Origin of the sequence: Loigolactobacillus rennini DSM 20253, from assembly GCF_001436505.1 — a bacterium.
Taxonomy (GTDB): Bacteria; Bacillota; Bacilli; order Lactobacillales; family Lactobacillaceae; genus Loigolactobacillus; species Loigolactobacillus rennini.
This window is the reverse complement of record NZ_AYYI01000005.1, coordinates 62,305-85,126: the sequence shown is the minus strand read 5'-3', so window position 1 is coordinate 85,126 and position 22,822 is coordinate 62,305. Positions and strand designations below refer to the sequence as shown.

The following is a 22,822-nucleotide window of genomic DNA, read 5'->3' as shown; positions in this document are numbered from 1 at the left end:
AATTCAGTAATAGCTGTCATCTTTTTGTTAAATTAATGCTAAAAAGCAGGAAATTTGTTAATTAATGCGCAAAGCGTTAGAAATTTAAAGAAAAAAATAAAAAAAAGTCAAAATTTTTTCGCTTTTTCTGTAACATTTCACCAAATTTAACTTTTTATTAAGACCTAAGGCGTAGGATTCCCTCATTTTTCCATTACGTGATGTTACAAAAGTATGACGATATTTCAAAACAGCACCATTTTGTAACACTGTTGGTATTGGATTGTTACAGTCTACGCTTATAATGGGCACTGTTGAATCGATGACAGCACAAAGCGTCACCGGTTAAAGTTAAAAATATCGCAATTAAAACATAAAAATCCTTTAGGAGTGATTGATTATTTTATTAAGTAAACGCGCAAAGATGTTAATGTTCACAACAGCTGGTGCTGCAGGTTTGTTCATTGTTGGTGCACAACAAGCACAAGCTGCTACAGTAACAGCTCAATCTGGTGACACAGTTTCCAAGCTAGCTGACGAATATGGTGTTTCGATCAACAGCATTGAAAAAGCAAATAACATCAATTCAGATACGCATTTGATCTTCGCTGGCCAAAAGTACGATATTCCTGATTCAGAAAAGACACAAACAACTAATACAACACAAACTCAGACACAAACAACTAACAATAACGCACAAGTTCAACAAGCTGCACAAGCACAGCAACAAGCTAGTGCCGCACAAGCACAACAGCAAGCAGCTTCAGTCCAACAAACTGCACAAACACAACAAGCTTCAAATGCAGCAACTAAACAAGCTGCTTCTACTGGTGGTTCTACATATTCTCAGTTTATCGCCGCTGGTGGTACTGACGCATTATGGAACACAGTTGTTCAACCAGAATCTGGTGGCAACCCGAACGCCGTTTCACCAAATGGCTACCACGGTTTAGGCCAAACTAAAGAAGGCTGGGGCTATGGTTCAGTTGCTAGTCAAACCGCTGGTATGTTAAATTACGCAACTTCCCGCTATGGTAGTGTCGGCGGCGCTGTTGCCTTCCGTCAAGCTCATGGCTGGTGGTAAGATTCAGTTTTTGCTCTTAAAAGCACTCGGTTTTCCGAGTGCTTTTTTTATACCTTGATGAGCCGCACAACCTGCATTTAAAAACCTATCTATGCTATCATTAATGCGTATCTAGTCATATTTAAGGATTAATTTTAATTTTCAACTACAATTTTAGGAGGCATTTAAATGGCAAAAGAATTGCCACAACGTGAGCAGGTACCAGAAGCGCTAACTTGGGATTTAACTACCGTTTATCCTAACGATGACGCTTGGGAAGCTGCTTTTAAAGAAGTCACTGCTTTAGGCAAGCAAGCGGCCCACTTAAAGGGCACACTTGGTGCTAATGCACAAGACCTAAGCAAAGGCTTAGATGAAATTTTTGATCTTTACCGTAAATTGGAAAAACTTTATGTTTATGCAGACTTAAAACACAACCAAGATAATAACAATCCAACCTACCAAGCCATGTCCCAGCGTGCAGGAAGCTTGCTTGCACAAGTTGCAGCACAAACTTCTTTTTTAGAACCTGAATTATTAGCCATCCCAGAAGAAAAATTGCAAGCCGATATTGATAGCAACAGCAACTTGCAAGTCTACCAACATTATTTGGAAAGTGTGACGGCTACTCGTAAGCACGTGCTTTCTGCTGATGCTGAAGCGTTATTAGCTGGCGCAAGTGATATCTTTGACGCGTCTGCAGACATATTCAACACCTTAAATGACGTTGATTTGCCTTTTCCAACGGTCAAAGATGCCCATGGCAACGATATTCAGTTATCACAAGGCGTCTACGGTACTTTAATTGAGTCCACTGATCGCCAAGTCCGCAAACAAGCCTTCCAAGAACTTTATCGCGTTTATGGTCAATTTCGGAATACCTTAGCGTCGACTTTAGCGGCCCACGTTAAAATGCATAATTATCAAGCACGCGTCCACCACTACGATTCAGCGCGCCAAGCAGCATTAGCAGCTAACCATATTCCCGAAAGCGTTTATGAAACCTTAGTTAATCAAGTTGAACAGCACCTTCCCCTACTGCATCGCTACGTCGCGTTACGTAAAAAAGTTTTGGGATTGAAGGAACTGCACATGTATGACCTGTACACACCGTTAACCGGGCAACCTAGCCTAGCTTACACTTATCCACAGGCAAAAGCTGAAGTCCTTAAAGTCACTAAAGTTTTAGGACGCGAATATAACAGTATTGTCAAAGAAGCATTGAACAACCGGTGGGTCGATGTTGTTGAAAATAAAGGTAAAACCAGTGGTGCTTATTCTTCTGGTATGTATGACACGAACCCTTACATTCTTCTCAACTGGCAAGATAATTTAAACAACTTGTACACGCTGATCCACGAAATGGGACACTCAGTTCACAGTTATTATACCCACCACAATCAGCCTTACATTTATGGGGACTATGCAATCTTTGTTGCTGAAATTGCCTCAACTACCAACGAGAATTTATTGACCGATTACTTGCTGAAACAACAAACCGATCCACGTACTCGGGCCTACATTTTGAACTATTACTTAGATGGCTTTAAAGGCACCATTTTCCGGCAAACCCAATTTGCAGAATTTGAACAATTCATTCACACCGAAGATGCCAAAGGTGTACCGTTAACTGCTGAACACTTAGCAGATTATTACGGCAAACTTAACAAGAAGTACTACGGCCCAGCGATTACCAATGATGCTGAAATCGCATTAGAGTGGTCGCGAATTCCGCACTTCTACTTCAATTATTACGTTTACCAATACGCGACGGGCTTTGCAGCAGCCACAACGTTAGCCGATAAAATTATCAACGGTAAACACAGTGACCGTACTGCTTACATTAATTATTTGAAGTCTGGTAGTTGCGCTTATCCAATTGACATTATGCAAAAAGCTGGCGTAGATATGACTAAACCAGATTACCTACAACACGCTTTTAAAGTGTTCGAGCAACGTCTTGATGAACTGGAAAAACTTTTGCAACAACTCAATTAATCAAGTTTGTCGTTAATCAATTATAGCGAACGCCCATTTATGGACGCTCGCTATTTTTATCAGCTTTTTGCTTAAAATTGGCAAAAACTTTAGCAAATTTTTAATTTCATTTGTTATGGTTAGTTTTAATGCATTGAATTAAGATTTGGGAATCTTATCATTGTTTAAACTATTGTAAAAAAAGGAAGTTAAACCATTGAAACCACAAAAAAAGCACCGACTACCTGCGTTATTTACGGTAACCGTCTGTTTAGTGATCCTTGCACTGCTCGCCCATTTTCAAGTGACACCATTGCAAGTAGTCGATCACTGGCTAGCTTACCCGTTGCAAACCAAAGTAACGCCGACGCGCACTTTCATGTTTCGCTTAATCAGTGTCATCGCACAACCCACTTTTGCACTAATCTATGCCATCCTCCTTGCCGGCGGCCTCTGGTACTTTCACCAACGAGCGGCGGCTGTTTGGAGCGGGACAACTTTTCTAGCTGGTGCCGTCATTTCATGGTTACTAAAACATTTAGTGGCCCGACCACGGCCCACTACACACGTTTTAACCAGTGAAACTGGCTATAGTTTCCCTAGTGGCCATGTTTTTACGGCAGTGATGATCATCAGTTTATTGCTTTATTTATTCACCAAATCGCTACCGCATCTTTGGCAACGTGCGGGGTGTCTCCTTTTAGCCGGTATTTGGCTCGGATTAGTCTTGTGTGCGCGGATTTACTTAGGCGCCCACTATCCAAGCGATACTGTTGCTGGTTTACTGTTAGGGTATTTATGGTTACGTGCTGCCCTTTGGTCGCACCACCAGTTTAACCCATGGCTGCAAACCCATTTGGAAAAAGCGCCCACCAACATGCGGCACGCCCGTAAACCTAAATAAGTCAATTCAATGACATCACTAAACAAACAGATTAGCATCAGATGTCAATTCGATGACATCGGGACTTTTAACTGGTGTTTCGCTGCATAATTGCCTAGAATGGGCGTAACATCAATTGTAATTTATTTAGGGATGTGATTTTATTTTTTCCAAGCGACCAGCAACGCGGCAGCTTTCAGCAGGCATTCGTGTCGAGCTACCCCTTTATTTTACGAATTATCTCTGGAATTATTATGATTTATTAAAAACCGAAGTCAATCATCTACCGACTAACCTTAGCTTTATCATTAAGAAAAAAGGTCAGCACTGTGAAATTTATTGTCCGCAACTCACAGACCAACAATTTTCGCTGGAATTAATGGATGCCACGCTGATTTTACCCGAAAAAGTGATTATTCAACGGCACGCACACCAACAAATTATGCGGTTACCAGCTGAAACCATTGCCAGTGATTAGTGACGTTACATAGTGCCGCCCTAATGAATAAAAAAAGATCAACCAACAGTGATGCCTTAACTGCTGGTTGATCTTTTTTAAATCTAACCACTACCGCTGCCGCCATTTATCAATACCTAAGGCGGCTGCAATAATCAGCAAACCACCGCCGATGACGGCTAAAATGCCATAGTGGCGCTCTCCAGTTTGGGGTAGCCGTTGTGCTGTTTTAGCAGCAGTTTGCTTTTGATTAGCCTGCGCTGCATCAGTTTGACCACTAGCTTCAAATGCTCGCGCTAAACGATTATGCGCTTGTCCAGAAAGTGGTTGTGACCCTCCTGGCGTCTGATAACTGGTCATTGCCGGATCAACAATGATCGTCACCGGGTTGCTTTGCCGCGTGTGGCCGTTATTGTGCGCAACTGTATGGACGACAACCCGTTGACCAGCTGCTAAATGACCTGTTTTTAACGTGAAGCGTCCGTTACTTTCAGTGGTGGTTGTCACTTGTTGGCCAGAAGGTAAAGTCGCAACCGTCTCAAAATGCGTCTGTGCTGGTGTGGTAGCATCTGAAGCCACGGTACCACTAATTTGCACATCCCCATGTTTTACCGGATCCAAACTAGGCTGGCTAACTTGATAATCAATCAGTGGGCTATCTGTTGTACTATCAGAATTTCCCGTTTCTGTGTTCGACACATCATTTTCTGGTGGGCGTGTCCCCTCTGGCTTAATGTCAGTCCCCTCCGTTTCACCATCCGGCCGCGTCGTCGTTGTGTCATCATCTGGATTAGCTACCGGTGGCATGTCATCATTAGCATCACTGTCGCCATCGGTTTCTGGTTGTTCCGTTGGTGTATCCCCATTATCATCCGTGGTATTGCCATCGTCATCTGTATCTGGTGGCGGATTCCCCTCGTCCTCGTCAGTATCTGGCACCGGTGAATCATCATTACCAGTGTCGTTAGTATCATCGGGTATGGTATCCCCATCATTATCAGCATCTAAATCCTCATCTGGCTGCGTTTCCAAATCATTACCATCGTCGGTCGGCGGCGCAACATCTTCACCGTCATCATCAGTAGGCTGATCCTCGTCAGTTGAATCATCGCCTTCACCTGGTGTCTCGGCGTCCCCCGGTGAATCCGTATCTTGTTCTCCATCATCACCAGCACCTGGTTCGTCAGTTGGCGGCGCAGTTTCAGCTGCAGCAACAGTGACGGTGGTACTAGCACCCGCTTTGCTAAAATCGCCGTTGACTGCCACAATCTGAACCTGAAGGGATTCGCCTTCATTGACTGTTCCCGTTTCAATTGTAAAATGACCATCACTGTCAATTGGTGTGCGAATTTGCTGACCATTAGGCAGTGTCGTCACTGCTTCAAATGACGTTCCTGCTGGCACCGAGTCATCTAATGCTAAATTCCCGGTCAACGTATTTGCGCCATGATGGATAGGTTCAAAGGTTGCAGCTGGTACCGTAAAATCTTCCAACGGATTCGTCGGTGTTTCTTCTGGCAATTGAAAGTTTAACGTCACCGCTTCACCCCCTGTTTCTACTAACGATAAAACATCAGCAGAAAGCAAGGCATCATCAATGGCAGCTGCTCGGACAATTGCTGTTGGTGCACTAGGTTCCGAAACCGTCAAATTTAGCGTGCCTTTAGTTGTCCCCATTAAATTACCGTTAATGCTGGCGTTTAATACATCAGAAGTCGCATCACCAATACTGTTAATTAATTTAAACAACGGATCCGTACTTTCTTTTAAAATCGTTAACGCCGCTTCAACAAGCGGGTTGGCAGAGTCGATACCATTGACCGCTGTCTGCAAACTACCAAATAAGGTGGCATAAGCTTGGTGAAAATAATTGCCTAAACCCTGCGTAAAATCAACAGATAAGGCTTTGCCATCCCCACTGATCGTTGCTGGTAAAGTAGCAGTGTAGCTGCCTAAATCCTTTAATCCTTTTAATTCCTCAACGGCCGCTTGCAAACCACTAACATCGGTCCCGGTCAACGCCACAGCCGACGCAAACACATTGACAGCCAATTCAACCGCGTTAAATAGCAAATCGATCCCCGGAATATCAGCTGGCGTCACTGGCAATAAATCTGCCTGAATATCAACTGTTGCTCCATCTAAAACCTTTCCTTGCAGTTCTGCAGGCAAAACGTAGACCAACACTTTACTGTCTACCAGCCCCACATCTGCTAAACCGGTTCCGGAAAACTGCAGTGCCAAATCATAATTACCAGCTGCATTAGGTGCAATTTCCTGTCCAGTTGTCGAAACCAAGCTGGTATTTTCTAAAATTGACATGTCCGCTAATCCTGTTCGGGCAGTGGCCGAACTAGTCTGCACTGCTCCCGTAACAACTGCCGCGCTTGCTGGGACACTAGAACCTACTAACAATAGTAGAGCACCAGAAGCATACAACGTATTCTTTAAAACTGGCCGTCTCGAATAATTCATCGCTTCACCTCGTATTTAACTTTTCTTAAACAAAATTTAGCATGAGCTGAAATACTGTGTAAATAAAAATGCAAAGTCAGCGCGATTAAATAAGTCACTAAAATAACTAAAAAAAGTCAGGGCAACATTTGCCCTGACTTTTTATATTGATAGCCAATTTTAAAATTCTGCGTTCCCTGGTGTCCGTGGGAATGGAATCACATCCCGAATGTTTTCCATGCCAGTAACGTACATCAATAAGCGTTCAAAACCGATGCCGAAGCCAGCATGCTTTGTTTCACCGTATTTACGCAAATCCAAGTACCACTGGTATTCAGCTGGATTTAAGTCAAATTCACCAATCTTCTTAGTTAATTCAGCTTGCCGTTCCTCACGCTGACTACCACCGATTAACTCACCGATCCGCGGCACTAATAAATCAGCTGCGGCAACCGTTTTACCATCTGGATTGTCCCGCATGTAGAACGCTTTGATGCCTTTAGGATAATCTGTCACGAATACCGGCTTTTGGTAAACTTCTTCAGATAAATAACGTTCATGTTCTGTTTGCAGATCAATGCCCCATTTAACTGGGTAATCAAAAGAACGATCCGCCTTTTCCAACAATTCAATTGCTTTGGTATAAGTGATTTGGGCAAAATCTGCTTGACTAGTTTTCTTTAACCGTACCAGTAGCCCATCATCTACGTTAGCATCTAAAAAGGCCAATTCATCAGGTGCTTTTTGCATTAAATAATCTACCACGTACTTCAATAGTTTTTCAGATAACGCCATTTCAGCTTGTAAATCTGCAAACGCCATTTCCGGCTCAATCATCCAAAATTCAGCGGCGTGCCGCGGTGTATGTGAGTTTTCAGCCCGGAAAGTCGGCCCAAACGTATAAACATCCCGGAAAGCTAGGGCAAACGCTTCAGCCGTTAATTGCCCACTCACCGTTAAGTTAGTTTCTTTTTTAAAGAAATCTTGACTTTCATCCACTTTACCTGCCTCTGTTTTAGGTAAGTTGTTCAAATCTAAAGTGGTGACTTGGAACATATCCCCGGCACCTTCCGCGTCGCTACTGGTGATAATCGGGGTGTTGACGTAAACGAAACCGTGTTCTTGCAAAAACTGATGAACCGCAAAAGCAGCTAACGACCGAATCTTAAAGACCGCGTAAAAGGTATTTGTCCGCGGCCGTAAATGTGCTTGCGTCCGCAAATATTCAAACGAGTGGCGCTTTTTTTGCAGTGGAAAATCACTATCAGACTGCCCTTTTACACTTAATTCAGCCGCATGAATTTCAAAAGGCTGTTTGGCTTTAGGTGTATCCACCACTTGGCCGGTGACTTTAACCGTACTGTTAATCGGTAACTTAGTGATTTCATCATAGTTAGCGATGTCTTTTTCTACAATGACCTGCACATTTTTCAAACTCGACCCATCATTAACTTCCAAAAAACTTAATTTTTTAGCCGTCCGGATGGTTTTCAACCAACCCAAAACGCAAACTTGATCATCTCCATGCTGCGCTTGTTGATACAATGTCTTAATCAATGTTGTTTCCATTTTCTAACCTCCATTTTTAAAAACAATGTTGTCGCGCTGTAAACAAAAAGCCTTTCGCCCCTAGACAAGGGACGAAAGGCAACTTTCGCGGTACCACCCAATTTGTTTACCGAATAAACCACTTTAAGCGTACAAACATACGCTGTCAATGTTAACGGATTGATGCCGGCGAAGCCTACTACAATAATTGTTTCAGCTGGCAACCCAGTAAGTGTTTTTCCAGCCGCCCGTCATAGGTTGAGCTTCCACCGCCCTCAACTCGCTGTGCGTACACGCAACTGTACTCCTCTTACTGCTTGTTTTTGATCAATTGTTATATGCAAGTATCATAGCATGATCAGACGTGTTTGTAAATGTTGAGGATAACTAAGTGCTGACGCGCTAGTTCAATAGTAGGTAGCACTTCCAAACAAAAAAAGGTGCAACTCGCTTATGCGAATTGCACCAATTTTTAGCTGTTAAATGAGTTTATGGCATCTATCACCAACTACTTAATTTCGCAGAAGTTAACATCATACATGGTCATCAAATCAGCAACTTGTTGTTCACTAGCTGCAAATGAGAAGACTGTGTGGTGGCCGCCGCCTTGTTGGATCCATTCAGTAGCGCCTTTCTTCAAGCCAGCTTTTGGTGTCCACATCTGTTTAGCAACTGGTAAGTGTGGTGTTTCCTTTTCAGCTTTGTGGGCGTCAACTGGGTAGCTGATCACTTTGAAACCGTCCCGGAAATCTGCCATGGTAACGTCGACAGCGTCACCTTCAGAACCAGAGAAGACTAACCGTGCTGGATCGTCTTTGCCACCGATATCCAATGGGTGAACTTCAACCCGTGGTTTTTCGGAAGCGATGGATGGGTCAACTTCTAGCATGTGAGAGCCTAAGATAGCTTCGTGGCCTTTACGTAGGTCAAGGGTGTAGTCTTCCATAAAGGCAGTCTTCTTGTTATGCGTCATGATCTTGAATACCCGGAGTAATGCGGCTGTCTTCCAGTCACCTTCACCGGCAAAGCCATAGCCATCACGCATCAATAATTGTGCAGCCAAGCCTTGTAATTCTTCGATGCCGTGCAGGTCTTCGAAGTTTGTAGTAAAGGCAGAGTAGCCACCGCGTTCAAAGAAGCGTTTCATGGCAATATATTCTTTCAATTGATAACGAACAGCGTGTTCGTAAGTCTTAGGATCATTGTCGCCTTGGACTAATTCATACTTAGATTTCAAATCCGCATATTCTTTATCAACATCTGCGTCTGTGACTTTATTGATTTCTTCAACTAAATCACCGATACCAAAGTAGTCAACAGTCCAGCCTAATTGAATTTGTGCTTGGATCTTGTCCCCTTCAGTAACCGCAACGTTACGCATGTTGTCACCAAAACGTGCAACCTTTAAGTTAAATGATTCATTGTAAGCAACGGCAACGTCTTCCCAATCAGCGATTTCCTTTTGGATTTCTGGGTCTGCCCAGTGACCATAAATCACTTTGTTCCGTTTGTTTAAGCGGGCATTGATGTAACCATATTCACGGTCGCCATGTGCACTTTGGTTTAAGTTCATGTAATCAAAGTCGATGGTGTCATAAGGAATATTGTTCAAGAATTGGGTTGCTAAGTGCAACAATGGTTTTTGCAATAATTTTGTCCCGCGGATCCAGTTTTTAGCTGGGGAGAAAGTGTGCATCCAAGTAATGACACCGGCAACTTTATCTTGATAGTTTGCTTCCTTCATAAACTTGGTGATTTCATCTGCAGTAGTTAAAACTTCTTTGAATACAATCTTATAAGGCAAATTGCCTTTTTCATTTAAGCCGTCTGTAATTTTTTGAGCGTCTTCCGCAACATGCTTTAATGTTTCTTCACCATAAAGATGCTGACTACCAACAACAAACCAAAATTCATAATTAGGTACTGTTAACATGTAAAACACTCCTTCATCTATTTTTTATAACATTGATACACATAAGTTAAGTGTCACTAACCTTGGCCCTTATTTTTCGCGAGCAGCGTGGGTTTGTGACTTAGCGTTATCTTGGCCGTAATAGGCGTTCTTGCCGTGTTTGCGGTAATAATGCTTATCCAACAAGTATTGCGGAACGCCAATTTGTTCGTGGCCTGCTAGTTCTAACGCGTGGTAATCCATTTCCGCTACCACTTCCAAAACTTTAGCGTTATAAACCGCTTTGGCTGGTGTGGCTGCCCAAGTAAATGGCCCGTGTTGGTTAACTAGCACAGCCGGAACTGCTGCTTCATCAATGCCTCGCTCTTTAAACGTCCGCACGATGACTTTACCGGTGTTTTCTTCATAAGCCGTTTCAATTTCTTCTTTGGTTAACGGATCAGACACCGGTACGGGACCATAGAAAGTATCGGCATGGGTGGTATTCAATGCGGGCACATCTAACCCAGCTGAGGCAAAGGCCACTGCCCATGGCGAATGGGTGTGCACAATCCCGCCAATATCTGGAAACTTGTTGTACAGTACAGTGTGGGTCGGCGTATCGCTGGAAGGGTTCAGGTTGCCTTCTACGACTTTACCGTTTAAATCAACCACCACCATGTCTTCTGGTTTTAACTGATCGTAAGCAACGCCAGAAGGTTTAATGACAAACAAGCCTTTGTCCCGGTCAATACCAGAAACATTCCCCCAAGTAAACGTGACTAAATCTAACTTGGGCAGCTGCATGTTGGCGTCATACACTTCTTGTTTCAATTTTTCTAACATTCAATTCACCCTATTCTGCGTGATTTTGCGGATCTTTTAAAACATCTGCATGATTTTCAACATCTAAAGCGGCCTGATAACGGTCGATATATTTTTGATAACCAGCAACACTAGCCGGTTCAGGACTTAATGTCATAATTTCTGAATCTGGGAAAACGTGCACATCCAAGTAATCAGCTAATGATTCCTTAGCACCGGATAAGACGTATTGTGCTAAGACGGCCATGCCCCAAGGACCACCGACACTAGCGTTGGTCATGACGGAGATTGGTACGTTTAATGCGTTAGACAAGACTTGTTGACCCACAACTGGTGTTTTGAACAAACCACCTTGCGCAATCATCACATCAGTGGTGATGCCTTCTTCTTGCGTTAAAATATCCATCCCAATCTTTAACGGTGCAAACGCAGAATACAATTGCGCCAACATGAAGTTTGCTAAGGTAAAGTGGCTATTTGGTGTCCGCACGAAAAGCGGTCGCCCTTCTTGGGTTTTAGTAATCGGTTCACCAGAAAGATAGCCATAATTGACTAAGCCCCCTGCATCAGGATCAGATTTGGTTGCATCCAAGAACAAGGTTTCATAAAGTTCATCTGGTTTAACGTTATGGCCAAGCCGTGCGGCAAACTCTTTGAAAATATCTGCCCATGCATTGATGTCTGATGAGCAATTATTGATGTGCACCATCGCAACGGGTAAACCATCTGGCGTCGTAACGATGTCAATGTCCCGGTGAACGTGCTTCAATGGCTTGTCTAAAACAACCATTGAAAAAGCGGAGGTCCCCACCGAAATATTACCGGTACGTAGCCGAACACTGTTAGTGCTGATCATCCCAGTCCCAGCATCACCTTCTGGCGGTGCCATCACGCTACCTGGTTGTAAAGCACCACTAGGATCCAATAGTTTGGCTCCTTTAGCAGTTAATTCACCAGCACTTTGACCTGCTTTAAGCACTGTTGGTAAAATATCTGCCAACTGCCAAGGATATGGCTTGACTTTAGGTAGTTGATCAAATTGAGCGATCCGTTTTTGATCAAACTGACCTTTTTCATCAATTGGAAACATCCCAGAAGCATCACCAACACCGATGTTTTTCTGGCCGGATAATTGCCAGTGAACATAGCCAGCTAAAGTGGTGATGTAAGCCACATCTTTGACGTGTGGCTCAACTTTTAAAATCGCGTGGTACAAATGGGCGATACTCCAGCGTAACGGAATGTTGAAGTTGAACAATTTAGTTAATGCTTCAGCTGCATCGCCAGTAATGGTATTCCGCCAGGTCCGAAACGGCACTAACTGTTGATCATTTTTATCAAAGGCTAAGTAGCCATGCATCATGGCACTGACACCAATCGCACCAATTTTTTCAATTTTTACATGATATTTGCTGGCAACATCAGCAGCTAATTGCACATAGCTTTTTTCGATGCCTTGCCAAACATCTTTTAACGAATAAGTCCACACACCATCTTTTAAGCTGTTTTTCCAAAGAAAACTACCGGAAGCAATCGGTTTAAAATCTTTGGTGATCAACACCGATTTAATTTGCGTTGACCCAAGTTCAATCCCAAGCGTTGTCTGTCCAGATTGAATCATTTGGGCAATTTCTGCAATATTCATGTTGTGCCCTCCTTTAAGCTTGACGTTACTTATTGTGTTTCATACCTTCTTCTTCGATCTTCTCTAAAGTTAAGCCTTTGGTTTCCGGAACGCGGAAGCGGATGAACAAGACACCTAAGATACAGATAATCCCGAAAATCGCAAATACGGCTTCTTGTGACATGGAAGCTGTCATCACTGGGAATAATAAACCAACTGCCCAAGAACCGATCCAATTAAAGGATGATGCTAAACCAGATGCCCGACCCCGAATGGCTAATGGGAAGATTTCACCGACAAGGACCCATGTCAAAGGTGCCCAAGTAAATGAATAAAACGCAACGTAAATAGATAAGAAAACGACAATCATCATTGGATTGGCATTTTTAACCACACTGTTAATCAATGATGGCAACAGGAAGGATAAGCCCATTACGGTACCACCCATCATTAACAAGGTCCGCCGCTTGAATTTTTCAGCGATAGCAATGTAAACCAATGACCCAATGACTAAAATAACACCTTGAACAATTGGCCACAGTAATGCTGAACTAGCAGCATTGCCCGTAGCTTTTTCAACAATTAACGGAATGTAGTAGAAAATCGCGTTAGCCCCTTGAAATTGCTGGAAGGCTGCAACCCCAACACCAGCAATTACTAAGTAACGATACTTACCACTAAATAAGGAAGCCCAAGACGACTGCTTGTAAGCTGCTTTTTCCTCAGAAGAAGTTTCTTGGATCTGTTTGATTTCACCATCAATTTCGTCGTCATTACGAATGTAAGACAAGACACGCCGTGCTTGATCTACTTTACCGTTTTTGATTAAAAACCGTGGTGATTCCGGCAAGCGTAGCACACCGAGATAAAGGATAATCGCTGGTACTGCAGCTAGCCCTAACATTAAGCGCCAGCCCCAAGCTTCAGGCAAATCCTTTAAGAAGAAGTCCATGATGTAAGACAACAACATACCAGAAACAATCATGGTCTGGTTAAGTCCAGATAAACTCCCCCGCACTCTAGCCGGCGCCATTTCTGACATGTAAGCCGGAACTAAAGCGGAGGCAGCCCCAACAGCCAAGCCTAAAAGAATCCGGACAATAATGAGGTAAAATTGACCGTTATTAGGCGAAACCATCGATAAAATTGAAAATACTGCAAAAATAATAGCTGAAACTAAAATCATTTTCCGCCGACCAAATTTATCTGAAAGCTGCCCGGCAGCGGCACCACCAAAAATCGCACCAAACATCACAGCTGAAGTGATCCAGCCGACAATCGACGCGTTGGTTAAATTCCAATCGCTTTGTAAAAACGGTAGCGCCCCGGTCATGACACCAATATCATAACCAAATAAAATACCACCAAATGAACCGAAAAAATAGATAAAACTACTAGGTATCTTTTTTTCTGTTGCCACTGAACTTTCCCCCTTAATAAAAAACTGAAACGACTTAAAACGTCATCTAATTTAAAGCTTTTAGCGTAACCGTTTCCTGTAAACACTTACAGCATATGATTTTCATGCGAATAAGTCAACGGGTATAAAAATTGGTTCGGATAAATTCAGCGATTAATTTCAAGAAAGCCCTTTACCTATCACAGCCGAAATGAAAACAAAAAAATATTTATTTTTTTATCGCTTACACTAGCCAAATTGGTTCGACTAGAAAATAAATCGGTTTTAGCTTGAAGAATCGCTCAATATCGTGTATTTTATGGTAGTGACCTAAAATAATTAAGCGGCATCACGCCATAATTATTTTTGAAAGAATAATTTGTTCAAATAAATTATGGGGAGTTTAAAATGAAAAGCGACTACATTATGATTAAAGAAAATTTAAAGCATAAAATTACGTTTGGCACTTACCGGGTTAATGATAAATTACCGACTGAAAATGAGCTCATGCGGCAATTTCACAAATCACGCTACGCAGTCCGCCGGGCATTAACCGAGTTGCAGCACGAACACTTGATTTATAAAGTACAAGGCAGCGGAATGTACGTTCAGGATTGGAATAAAAAATGGCGGGCCAATACCGAAAGCAAAACAATCGGTTTAATCTGCACGCACATTGCGGATTATATTTTCCCACAAATTATTTCCCAAGTGGATGCCGTTATCTATAAAGAAAACTATTCACTCCTATTGGCCAACACCCATAACGACCCAACTCGGGAACGGCTGAGTTTAATTAAAATGTTAGATTCTCAAGTCGCTGGCTTAATTGTGGAGCCCAGCGAAAGTGCTAAACCAAATCCTAATCTGGATATTTATCAACGAATCGCGCAAAGTCAAATTCCCATTTTATTTTTAAACGCGGAATACCCAGAATTAGATTTTCCATCGATTCAAAACGCTGACGCTAAAGCAGAGAAAAAACTAATTCGTTATGTTTTAAGCCAGGGGCACAAACGAATTTTAGGTGTTTTTCAAGCAGATGATCGCCAAGGAACCCACCGCATGAACGGTTTCATTCAAGCATACCAAGAAGCTAATGCTGATCTATCGCAAAGCAACATCATTATGTATAGTTCCCACGATCCATTTAGCGTGATCAGCAAAAAAATCGATTTTTATTTAACCGCGGACAAACGGCCCACTGCCATCGCTTGCTATAACGATGAGCTCGCCGTTCAAGTATTGGATAAATTAAAGCAAACTGGTTACAACGTTCCCCAAGATATTTCACTGATTGGTTTTGACGATTATGATTCTGCTTATTACCTAACACCCAGCCTGACCACCATGCACTATGATCGCCGGAGCGTCGGCGAAGAAGCCGGCCGGGGCATTCTCAGTCTAATCAAAGGTAAACCATTTAATTCCATCATGCACCAGCCGCAACTGAAAATTCGCCGGTCTGTCGCCACGCCAGCAACTGAAAAATAAGCATCAAAAAACCGGGTGAAACGGAAATGAATTCCGTCTCACCCGGTTTTATTCATGTTTAAAAACGGTTATTTACCCGCTGCTTTTTGTTTACGCGCATAGCGTTGGTAAATCAAAATACTTAAGATTGAGAAGCCTATTGGGCCTGCGATCATCCAAATTGTATCTTGGAAGCCACGCCCTTCGATGGCAGGCTGGAAGATCGTAAAGATGTTTGCGCCTAAAATAATCACAAAGACAACAATGGTAACAAATAACGTAAAGCCGTGTGATTTATAAGCCACAAATGGCCGATCTAAATTAGGCGTCTTCTTAAATTTAGGAAAGGCATAAATTAAGAACAAATATGGTAATGTCATCGAAACGTTCGCCATCAACGTTAAAATATTGTAGAAAGCAGACGGATCAGACATCCCAAAGGACGCAATTAAAATGATGGCACAAACTAAGGCACATTCAGTCCACATCGCATAATTTGGCATGCCAGCTTTATTTAAGTGGGTGAATTTCTTAGGCCAGATTTCTTTTGGCGTCCCAAGCACTAAGGTTTTGATCGGTGAATAAATTAAAGTAAAGAATGCACCCGCATAGGACAAGAACATCCCTAAACCAGTGTAACGCGCAAACCATTGCCCTAAGGTAACCGCCGTTGCGTGACTTAAACCAATGCTATCCCCTAATTGAAAACCTAGGTTGCTCATCATGACATAGCTAATATTCCCTAAGTTAGTGGTGTGGCTGGACAAAACGCCATCCCAGTTCGTACTGATCCCCCAGCAGAAGATCCCAACGGCATAGCCCACCGTAATCACAATGGCAGACAAAATAATGCCTTTCGGGAAAGTCTTTGATGGGTTTTTAGTGTCATCCACCATACTACCGAGAACTTCCAGACCACCATAAGCAAACAGTGCAAACACAGCAAAGCCTAACAGCCCAATCGGACTTTGATAAGCTGGGTTAGGTGAATGCAAAATGTGGCGGAATGGTTGTTCTAAATGACCTTTATTGGCTACTAAAATAATCCCAGAAACTAATAGTAAAACAGCGTTTAAACTAGTTACGGCTAAACCACCTAAACTGGTGATTTTAACAATTTTCTTAACCCCTTTGATCGAGACCCATGTCACGATCACCATCCATAAACAAGCTAACAAACCGACTGTTTGCGTAGAATTCAAAGACAGAAAACTTAAATTTTGGGTCTGGTCACTACCAGCAAAAGTCGTGGTGAACGGAATCCAAACTTTGGACGAGGTGGAGACCATCCAAATTATGTATGACGCAAACCACATAAACGTCCCAATAAAGGCAAAACGGGGACCGACACTGACTTCTAGCCAAGTGTACATCCCACTATTTTCCCCTTTAATCGATGATCCATATTCCGCCATCATTAATGCATACGGAATAAAGAACAAGATTGCAGCGCCAAGGTAAAAGACAATGGAGCCATAGCCCATTAAATAATAAGCCACCGGTGCGTTAGCAAAGCCAAACACCGATGTGAAGATCATCATGACTAATGCGCCCAATGCCATTTTCTTCTTTGTCGCAGACAAATAACATCATTCCCCTCACAATTATTTTTAAGTTATTTATTGGGTGTCATTAAAAAATAAACGAAATAATGGCGTTGTTTTTTCAATCCCAATAAATAAGATACCTATGTTATATGGTAGCATGTGCTACTAGCAAAAAGCTAGCTAATTATGCGCTATCATGGCGTTTGTTCTAGGTTTCTAGTGGTTAAGCCTCCAAAAATAATAAAACAATTAGCTTATTGCTTTTAGCATTAATTTTAGGTTGAAAAGTAATGAGAAAAAAATGCTTTATGATGATATTTTTCTTATTTTAACTATCGATCATGAAAATTCCAATTAAAAAATCGCATTGGCTAATTCAGCCAATGCGACAGTGACTTGGTAATTTTAAAACAACAGTGCGTTTACTAGTGTAGCTTATCGTTTAAATCATCACCTAAATGATCGATTCCTTTGGCGGCTAAAACAGTCCCGCCGATGACCACACCTGCGACAATTAGCGTCCCAGTTGCCATCACTTTTAATGTTGTTTTTAAGAGTTGCATCCTGGTGCCCTCCTCACTTTATTTGCGGCGACTGACAACTGCTGAGACAATGAGGACTAGAACCACCGCACCAATGATGGATGGTACTAACGCCATCCCGGCTAAATGCGGCCCCCAAGAACCTAATACCATTTGCCCTAACCAGGAACCGACTAAACCAGCAACAATGTTGGCGATCCAGCCCATTGCCGCACCACGATTAGTGATGGCGCCGGCAATAGCACCGATGATAGCACCGACAATTAATGACCAAATTAATCCCATTTAAAGCACCTCTTTCTAAATTAGTGAATTTATTCTACGCGACTAGCTTCTGCTTTAGCAGCTACTTTTTGTGTGCCGCTACTAACAGATTCTTTTGTTTTTTGCATCCCACTGCTAACGGCGTCTTTCGTTTTGTCCGTTGCGTGGCTCACACGGTCTTGCAACGTTACGGAATCACTTTGGTATTCTTCTTTTGTTTTCACGTCCACAACCGTTACGTTAACTTCAACCACTTCTAAGTCCGTCATCTTCTTGATGTCTTTGTCGATGGCGGTTTTGATTTGGTCGTAAAGGTCAGAAATGTCAACCCCGTAAGCAGCCACGATATCTAAGTCAACCGCAATTTGTTTTTTGCCCACTTCAACGTTAATCCCAGTTGTCACATCACTTGAGTTCACTAATTTGTCAGTGATGTTGGAGAAAAAGCCGCCATCAACTGTTAATAAGTCGTCAATGTTAGAGATAGCTAAGCCGACAATTTTTTGAATCGCTTTGTCTTCGTAAGTTAATTGGCCTTTAATTTGTTTTGCTGCTGAATTTTGGTTTGTCATAGTATTCGCTCCTTTGTGTTGATCAGATTTAAAAGTTGATGGTGTTTGGGGTGCTGCTAAAGTGCCGGTAGTTTGACTGGAAGTTGGTGTCTTCAACGGTTTTGGTGGTGTCGGTGTTTTTAGATCTTTCATCTGAATCCCTCCTATTGTTTGAACAGTTTTTGCAGTAACCCACTTTTAGCAACATACGAGCCTGCGACAATGCCTAATGCGACAAATGCGATCACCAGCAATGTTGAGAAAAAGCCGATGGTAATAAACAGTATCGCAATGATCAGACCAACAACGCCGCCAATTAACGGCCATTGGTAAGTTTTTAGCAATTCCATCATGGATAAAACCTCCTTTACCTTAAGGGCTAAACAACCCGGGCTGCTTTCGGCGCTTCATTTTGTTGCGGGGTTAAATGAACAGTCACTTTTTTCACCCGTACGCCTAAACTATTTTCTAATGCCGTTACAGCTGTCTGTTTAATTGCTTGACTGCGCTGCACTAAGTTTTGATCAGCAGCCGTCGTCGCTTTAATGTCAGCCGTGGTTTTTTTCTTGTTTTTCGCCAACTTGACGGTCACTTTCACTTGATCAACTGGATGTTGCTGCTTAATGGCGTGTTGCACATTTTTTTCAACCGCTTGTTTGTTCAAACTCAATGTGCCGTGATCGGTATGGTAATTCAACTGCTTAACGGTTTTGCGGCGGAAAAGAGCAAGTAACAATAATCCTAGAAAAACCAAGCCGCTGATAACGCCTAGTCCAATTCCTAACCAACGGGACCACGACAGTTGTTCTTGCCAAGTAGTTACCCAACTGGACAATCTAGGAATGGGATAAACTAATGCAGTAAACCAAGCCGTCTGCAGTAAGCCGATTAAACTCGCCAGAAGTAACAGCCATTTTGTCTTTGCACTCATTTTCTAACCTCCTTACTTTTTAAACGTCCTAGAAAAACTGCTAAGCCTAAAAGGCTCATGCCAACTAACAAACCTATCAATGCGCCAATGCTAAGGAGCCAAATTAAAGGGAATTTCATCACGCATCCTTTCCTGTTTTTGACTTTGCTTATCATTGCGATAAGGTAATATTAATTTATTGTCTATTTTTAGTCAACGAAAAGACTACGCTAAATCAATAAGTTTTTTAGAACAGCGTTATTTCGCCGTTCTAACAGGTTTCTTAGGGACAAAAAAATTGTGTATCGCGAAAATAATTTCCGTAAACACACAATTTTGTATGGCTATGACAATCGCCAACTTGCAGCAATCAAATGATCAATAAACATGCCTAAGCTTAGATAATCAGCTGTTCCACCGGGACTTAAGTACTTTGCGGTTAAGCATTGGTCAAATTTAATTAAGCTAGCTTCTAGTTTATCGTCAGGCTGTTGTAGTATCTGTTTAGCTTGGGTTTGCACAAACTGCCAGCCTGCCAATCCACCGCGGTGCAGTAAATTAGTGTCTGTCACTTGGGTCATTAAGATTAACATTAATTTCCAGTAGCGCAATGGCGCGGCGTCCTCATTCGTCGTTAAAAATGGCAAAATTGTTTTAGCAATTACCGGGTAGCCAGCTTCCGCTTCCCCGCGAATCCCGGTAATGCCAGCCGTTTTGTAAAGCTTTTCGCCATAACTTAAGGTTGATTTAGTCGCTAAATTGGTAAAATCGGGTAATAGACGACCTGCCGTTAATGCCTGCACATTGGTTAGCCAAGGTTGAAAATCACGTGCTACCAGCTGTTTCAATGATTGCTGTTTTAACGTCCAACCCAAACTGGCTAATAAAAATCCAAAAGAAAAGTTCGCACCTTTATGGGTGTTGACTCCGTTTGTTGCCGTCAACATGGCTTGTTCAGCAGTTTGACCTAATTGGCGAGTTGCTTGAAATAAAGCCGCTAATGAAGTGGCATATTGACCTAGCTGAACGTACTGGCGGAAAAATGGTGCTAACGCGGCAATGCTTTTTAGAAATAGTGCATGATCCATATCTCGGTGAGCCCCTGGTGTCACAGGATCAACTAAACCTGGTTTAGGGGTTAGATTAACTTCTTGACGCAGTGCTTGCTGGGCGTAGTTGCCCAATATTTGGCTAAGTTTATCATTCAAGATCCCGTGCCCTCATTTCATTTAAAATAAATTGCAAACTATAATCTAAGTGTTCATGAATAAGCATCCTAATTTGTTCGGGATCATGATTGACCATTCCGCGATAAATCAGCCAATGTTCGCGAATCGCACGATTGCGCCGCCCTTTTGAACGAATGCTGATATCGCGAAAATACACTAAATAAGCCCGCAATTTAGTTAAAATGGACTCCAATAATGGCATTTGACTGGCTTGATAAATAAAAGCATTGAAGTCGGAAAAATGTTGGATGACGGCGTCCACTTCACCAGCTTGATCCAAACGTTGCGTGTCTTGTAGTAGCTTTTCTAATGCCGCGTACTGTGTGAAACTCATTCGTTCCATTGCTTTGCACGTAGCTAATGTATCCAGCTCTTTACGAATATCAAAAATTTCGCGCGCGTCCCGCAATGTCATGCCTTTAACAATCACACCAACGCCAGGTTTACGCACCACTAATCCTTCGTCTGCTAATCTGGTAAACGCATAGCGTAACGGCGTTCGCGAAATATTTAAGCCTGCAGCTAAATTTTTTTCGTTAATCCGCTCACCACTTAAAATATCCCCTAAAATAACAGTTTTACGCACCGCTTCATAAACTAATTCTTTAATTGGCCGATTTTCTGACAAATTTAAATTAGCTTTAATCGCCTTCACCATGTAGCTCATCTTAGTCCCCCTAGCCCCTTGTTAAAGATTCAAACACTTTCTTATCATAACATGTGAACCAGCGCTTGCGGCAGAGACGACCACCAGTAAATAAACAGCACGGTAATGATCAGCAACCATTACCGTGCTGTGATTTTTAATCTGTTGTTGGTGCTAAGGAAACACTGACTTTTTCAACTGGAACATCATAAAATTTGTCTTCGCGCCGACCTAGAAAATCGCGGCCCACTTCCGGAAATAGGCCATAAGTCAATACGTCTTCCAGCGAATGGGCATAAGGTTGCGCGCCTGTTTTAAAAGCAGGTAAGCCAGGCTGCAACAAATCAGCTGGCCGGGTGGTAATCACTTTTTCATCGCCAATAATTTTGTGCTGCATTTCTGGTGCAATCGGTACTGGTGGTCGACCATATTTCCCCCGGACGTAATCTTTGATTTCGTTGGGAATCATTTTATAACGCTGATGGGTTAACACATTCATCAACGCTTGCGTACCCACCATTTGCGATAACGGCGTCACTAACGGCGGGTAGCCAAGATCGGCCCGCACCCGGGGAACTTCTTCTAATACCGCTTGGTACTTGTCTTGATTGCCTTGATTTTTTAACTGGACTAACAAATTCGATAGCATTCCCCCTGGTACTTGATAGAGGAGCGACTTCGGTTGAACATCTTTCACCCGCGGATTGAGCCCGCCGCTTTTACGAAACCGATCACGGATGGGGCCAAAGTAATCTGCGATCGCAGCAGTTTTTTCCTGGTCAACGGTAGTCGTGTAACCTAAATCAGACAACGCCACTAAAGTGGATTCTGTAGCTGGCTGGCTGGTTCCCCCAGCAAAAGGTGAAATTGCCGTATCAATGATATCTGCACCTGCTTCAACAGCTTTTAAATAAGTCATTTCAGCCATACCGGCAGTGGCATGGGTGTGAATGTCCAATGACAAATCTGTCACGGCCTTAATGCCACTAATAGGTCAAATGCTTTTTGTGGAGTTAAAATACCGGCCATGTCTTTAATGCACAGCGAATCTGCCCCCATTGCTGCCATTTTTTGTGCTAATTTAACAAAATATTTAACGGTATGAAATTGACTGGTGGTGTAGCAGATGGTTAATTGCGCGTGCCCACCAGCCGCTTTGGTAGCTGCCAACGCCGTTTGCAAATTGCGGACATCATTTAACGCATCAAAAATACGAATGATGTCGATTCCATTTTCCACCGATTTACGAACAAATGCTTTGACCACATCGTCTGGGTAATTTTTGTACCCCAATAAATTTTGACCGCGCAAAAGCATTTGCAATTTGGTATGCGGAACAGCTTGGCGGATGGTGCGCAGCCGTTGCCAAGGATCTTCATTTAAATAGCGAATGCAAGAGTCAAACGTGGCGCCACCCCAAACTTCTAAGGCGTGGTAGCCAGCCTGATCCATGGTTTTTAAAATCGGTAGCATGTCTTTTAGCGGCATTCGCGTGGCGATTTGACTTTGCTGACCATCACGTAAAACAGTTTCAACTATGTTTACTTTATGCTTAGTCAT

Annotated in this window: 18 protein-coding genes, 1 pseudogene and 1 other annotated feature; of the genes and pseudogenes, 4 read left to right on the top strand and 15 right to left on the bottom strand. The window is 42.6% G+C overall.

Annotation, left to right across the window (positions count from 1 at the left end):
- The first annotated feature begins 373 nt into the window (after positions 1-373).
- The 3 genes from FC24_RS01010 (at position 374) to FC24_RS01000 (ending at position 3,923) form a co-directional block, all read left to right on the top strand.
- On the top strand, positions 374-1,063 hold the full coding sequence (locus FC24_RS01010) for a LysM peptidoglycan-binding domain-containing protein (RefSeq protein ID WP_235807285.1): 690 nt from the start codon (positions 374-376) through the stop codon (positions 1,061-1,063).
- 168 nt (positions 1,064-1,231) lie between these two features.
- Positions 1,232-3,040 carry an oligoendopeptidase F gene (pepF, locus tag FC24_RS01005; RefSeq protein WP_057873003.1) on the top strand — a complete coding sequence of 603 codons (1,809 nt, stop codon included), beginning with the start codon at positions 1,232-1,234 and terminating at the stop codon, positions 3,038-3,040.
- Positions 3,041-3,236: 196 nt separating this feature from the next.
- The gene (locus FC24_RS01000) at positions 3,237-3,923 is read left to right on the top strand and encodes a phosphatase PAP2 family protein (protein ID WP_057873002.1); all 687 of its coding nucleotides are present in this window, start codon (positions 3,237-3,239) and stop codon (positions 3,921-3,923) included.
- 547 nt (positions 3,924-4,470) lie between these two features.
- On the opposite strand, the gene FC24_RS00995 is transcribed toward FC24_RS01000, so the two are convergent.
- From FC24_RS00995 to FC24_RS00970, 6 genes are all read right to left on the bottom strand, one after another.
- Positions 4,471-6,834 carry an adhesive domain-containing protein gene (locus tag FC24_RS00995; RefSeq protein ID WP_057873001.1) on the bottom strand — a complete coding sequence of 788 codons (2,364 nt, stop codon included), beginning with the start codon at positions 6,832-6,834 and terminating at the stop codon, positions 4,471-4,473.
- A 159-nt stretch (positions 6,835-6,993) separates the two neighbouring features.
- Complete coding sequence (gene asnS, locus FC24_RS00990) at positions 6,994-8,382, bottom strand: asparagine--tRNA ligase (protein WP_057873000.1); 1,389 nt, start codon at positions 8,380-8,382, stop codon at positions 6,994-6,996.
- Between the two features lie 64 nt (positions 8,383-8,446).
- Positions 8,447-8,688: a binding site (T-box leader), on the bottom strand.
- Between the two features lie 181 nt (positions 8,689-8,869).
- Positions 8,870-10,294 (bottom strand): L-arabinose isomerase, encoded by a 1,425-nt coding sequence (gene araA / locus FC24_RS00985; protein ID WP_057872999.1) that lies wholly within the window; start codon positions 10,292-10,294, stop codon positions 8,870-8,872.
- A gap of 69 nt (positions 10,295-10,363) precedes the next feature.
- Positions 10,364-11,098 carry an L-ribulose-5-phosphate 4-epimerase gene (locus tag FC24_RS00980; RefSeq protein WP_057872998.1) on the bottom strand — a complete coding sequence of 245 codons (735 nt, stop codon included), beginning with the start codon at positions 11,096-11,098 and terminating at the stop codon, positions 10,364-10,366.
- 10 nt (positions 11,099-11,108) lie between these two features.
- Positions 11,109-12,722: a xylulokinase gene (locus FC24_RS00975; RefSeq protein WP_057872997.1), complete on the bottom strand. Its 1,614-nt coding sequence runs from the start codon at positions 12,720-12,722 to the stop codon at positions 11,109-11,111.
- 25 nt (positions 12,723-12,747) lie between these two features.
- A complete protein-coding gene (locus FC24_RS00970; protein WP_057872996.1) occupies positions 12,748-14,121 on the bottom strand; it encodes a sugar porter family MFS transporter in 1,374 nt (457 codons plus the stop codon).
- 387 nt (positions 14,122-14,508) lie between these two features.
- Here FC24_RS00970 and FC24_RS00965 point away from each other — a divergent pair, with 387 nt between their 5' ends.
- A complete protein-coding gene (locus FC24_RS00965) occupies positions 14,509-15,594 on the top strand; it encodes a GntR family transcriptional regulator (protein WP_057872995.1) in 1,086 nt (361 codons plus the stop codon).
- 68 nt (positions 15,595-15,662) lie between these two features.
- On the opposite strand, the gene yjeM is transcribed toward FC24_RS00965, so the two are convergent.
- The 9 genes and pseudogenes from yjeM to FC24_RS00925 all read right to left on the bottom strand — a co-directional run bounded on the left by yjeM (position 15,663) and on the right by FC24_RS00925 (position 22,822).
- Positions 15,663-17,156, bottom strand: coding sequence for a glutamate/gamma-aminobutyrate family transporter YjeM (gene yjeM, locus FC24_RS00960; protein WP_083485590.1), 1,494 nt, complete (start codon positions 17,154-17,156; stop codon positions 15,663-15,665).
- A gap of 389 nt (positions 17,157-17,545) precedes the next feature.
- Positions 17,546-17,683 (bottom strand): hypothetical protein, encoded by a 138-nt coding sequence (locus tag FC24_RS11620; protein ID WP_157059059.1) that lies wholly within the window; start codon positions 17,681-17,683, stop codon positions 17,546-17,548.
- A gap of 18 nt (positions 17,684-17,701) precedes the next feature.
- Entirely contained in the window at positions 17,702-17,947 is a 246-nt protein-coding gene (locus FC24_RS00955; protein ID WP_057872993.1) for a GlsB/YeaQ/YmgE family stress response membrane protein, read from the bottom strand.
- A 29-nt stretch (positions 17,948-17,976) separates the two neighbouring features.
- Positions 17,977-18,498, bottom strand: a complete 522-nt coding sequence (locus FC24_RS00950; protein ID WP_057873020.1) for an Asp23/Gls24 family envelope stress response protein — start codon at positions 18,496-18,498, stop codon at positions 17,977-17,979.
- 143 nt (positions 18,499-18,641) lie between these two features.
- On the bottom strand, positions 18,642-18,830 hold the full coding sequence (locus FC24_RS00945; RefSeq protein ID WP_057872992.1) for a DUF2273 domain-containing protein: 189 nt from the start codon (positions 18,828-18,830) through the stop codon (positions 18,642-18,644).
- A gap of 26 nt (positions 18,831-18,856) precedes the next feature.
- Entirely contained in the window at positions 18,857-19,408 is a 552-nt protein-coding gene (gene amaP, locus FC24_RS00940; RefSeq protein WP_057872991.1) for an alkaline shock response membrane anchor protein AmaP, read from the bottom strand.
- A 323-nt stretch (positions 19,409-19,731) separates the two neighbouring features.
- The gene (citG, locus tag FC24_RS00935; protein WP_057872990.1) at positions 19,732-20,595 is read right to left on the bottom strand and encodes a triphosphoribosyl-dephospho-CoA synthase CitG; all 864 of its coding nucleotides are present in this window, start codon (positions 20,593-20,595) and stop codon (positions 19,732-19,734) included.
- Positions 20,588-21,283 carry a GntR family transcriptional regulator gene (locus tag FC24_RS00930; RefSeq protein ID WP_057872989.1) on the bottom strand — a complete coding sequence of 232 codons (696 nt, stop codon included), beginning with the start codon at positions 21,281-21,283 and terminating at the stop codon, positions 20,588-20,590. Before FC24_RS00930 ends, citG begins: the two co-directional genes overlap by 8 nt.
- Before the next feature lie 136 nt (positions 21,284-21,419).
- Positions 21,420-22,822 (bottom strand): annotated as a pseudogene (locus FC24_RS00925) (oxaloacetate decarboxylase subunit alpha).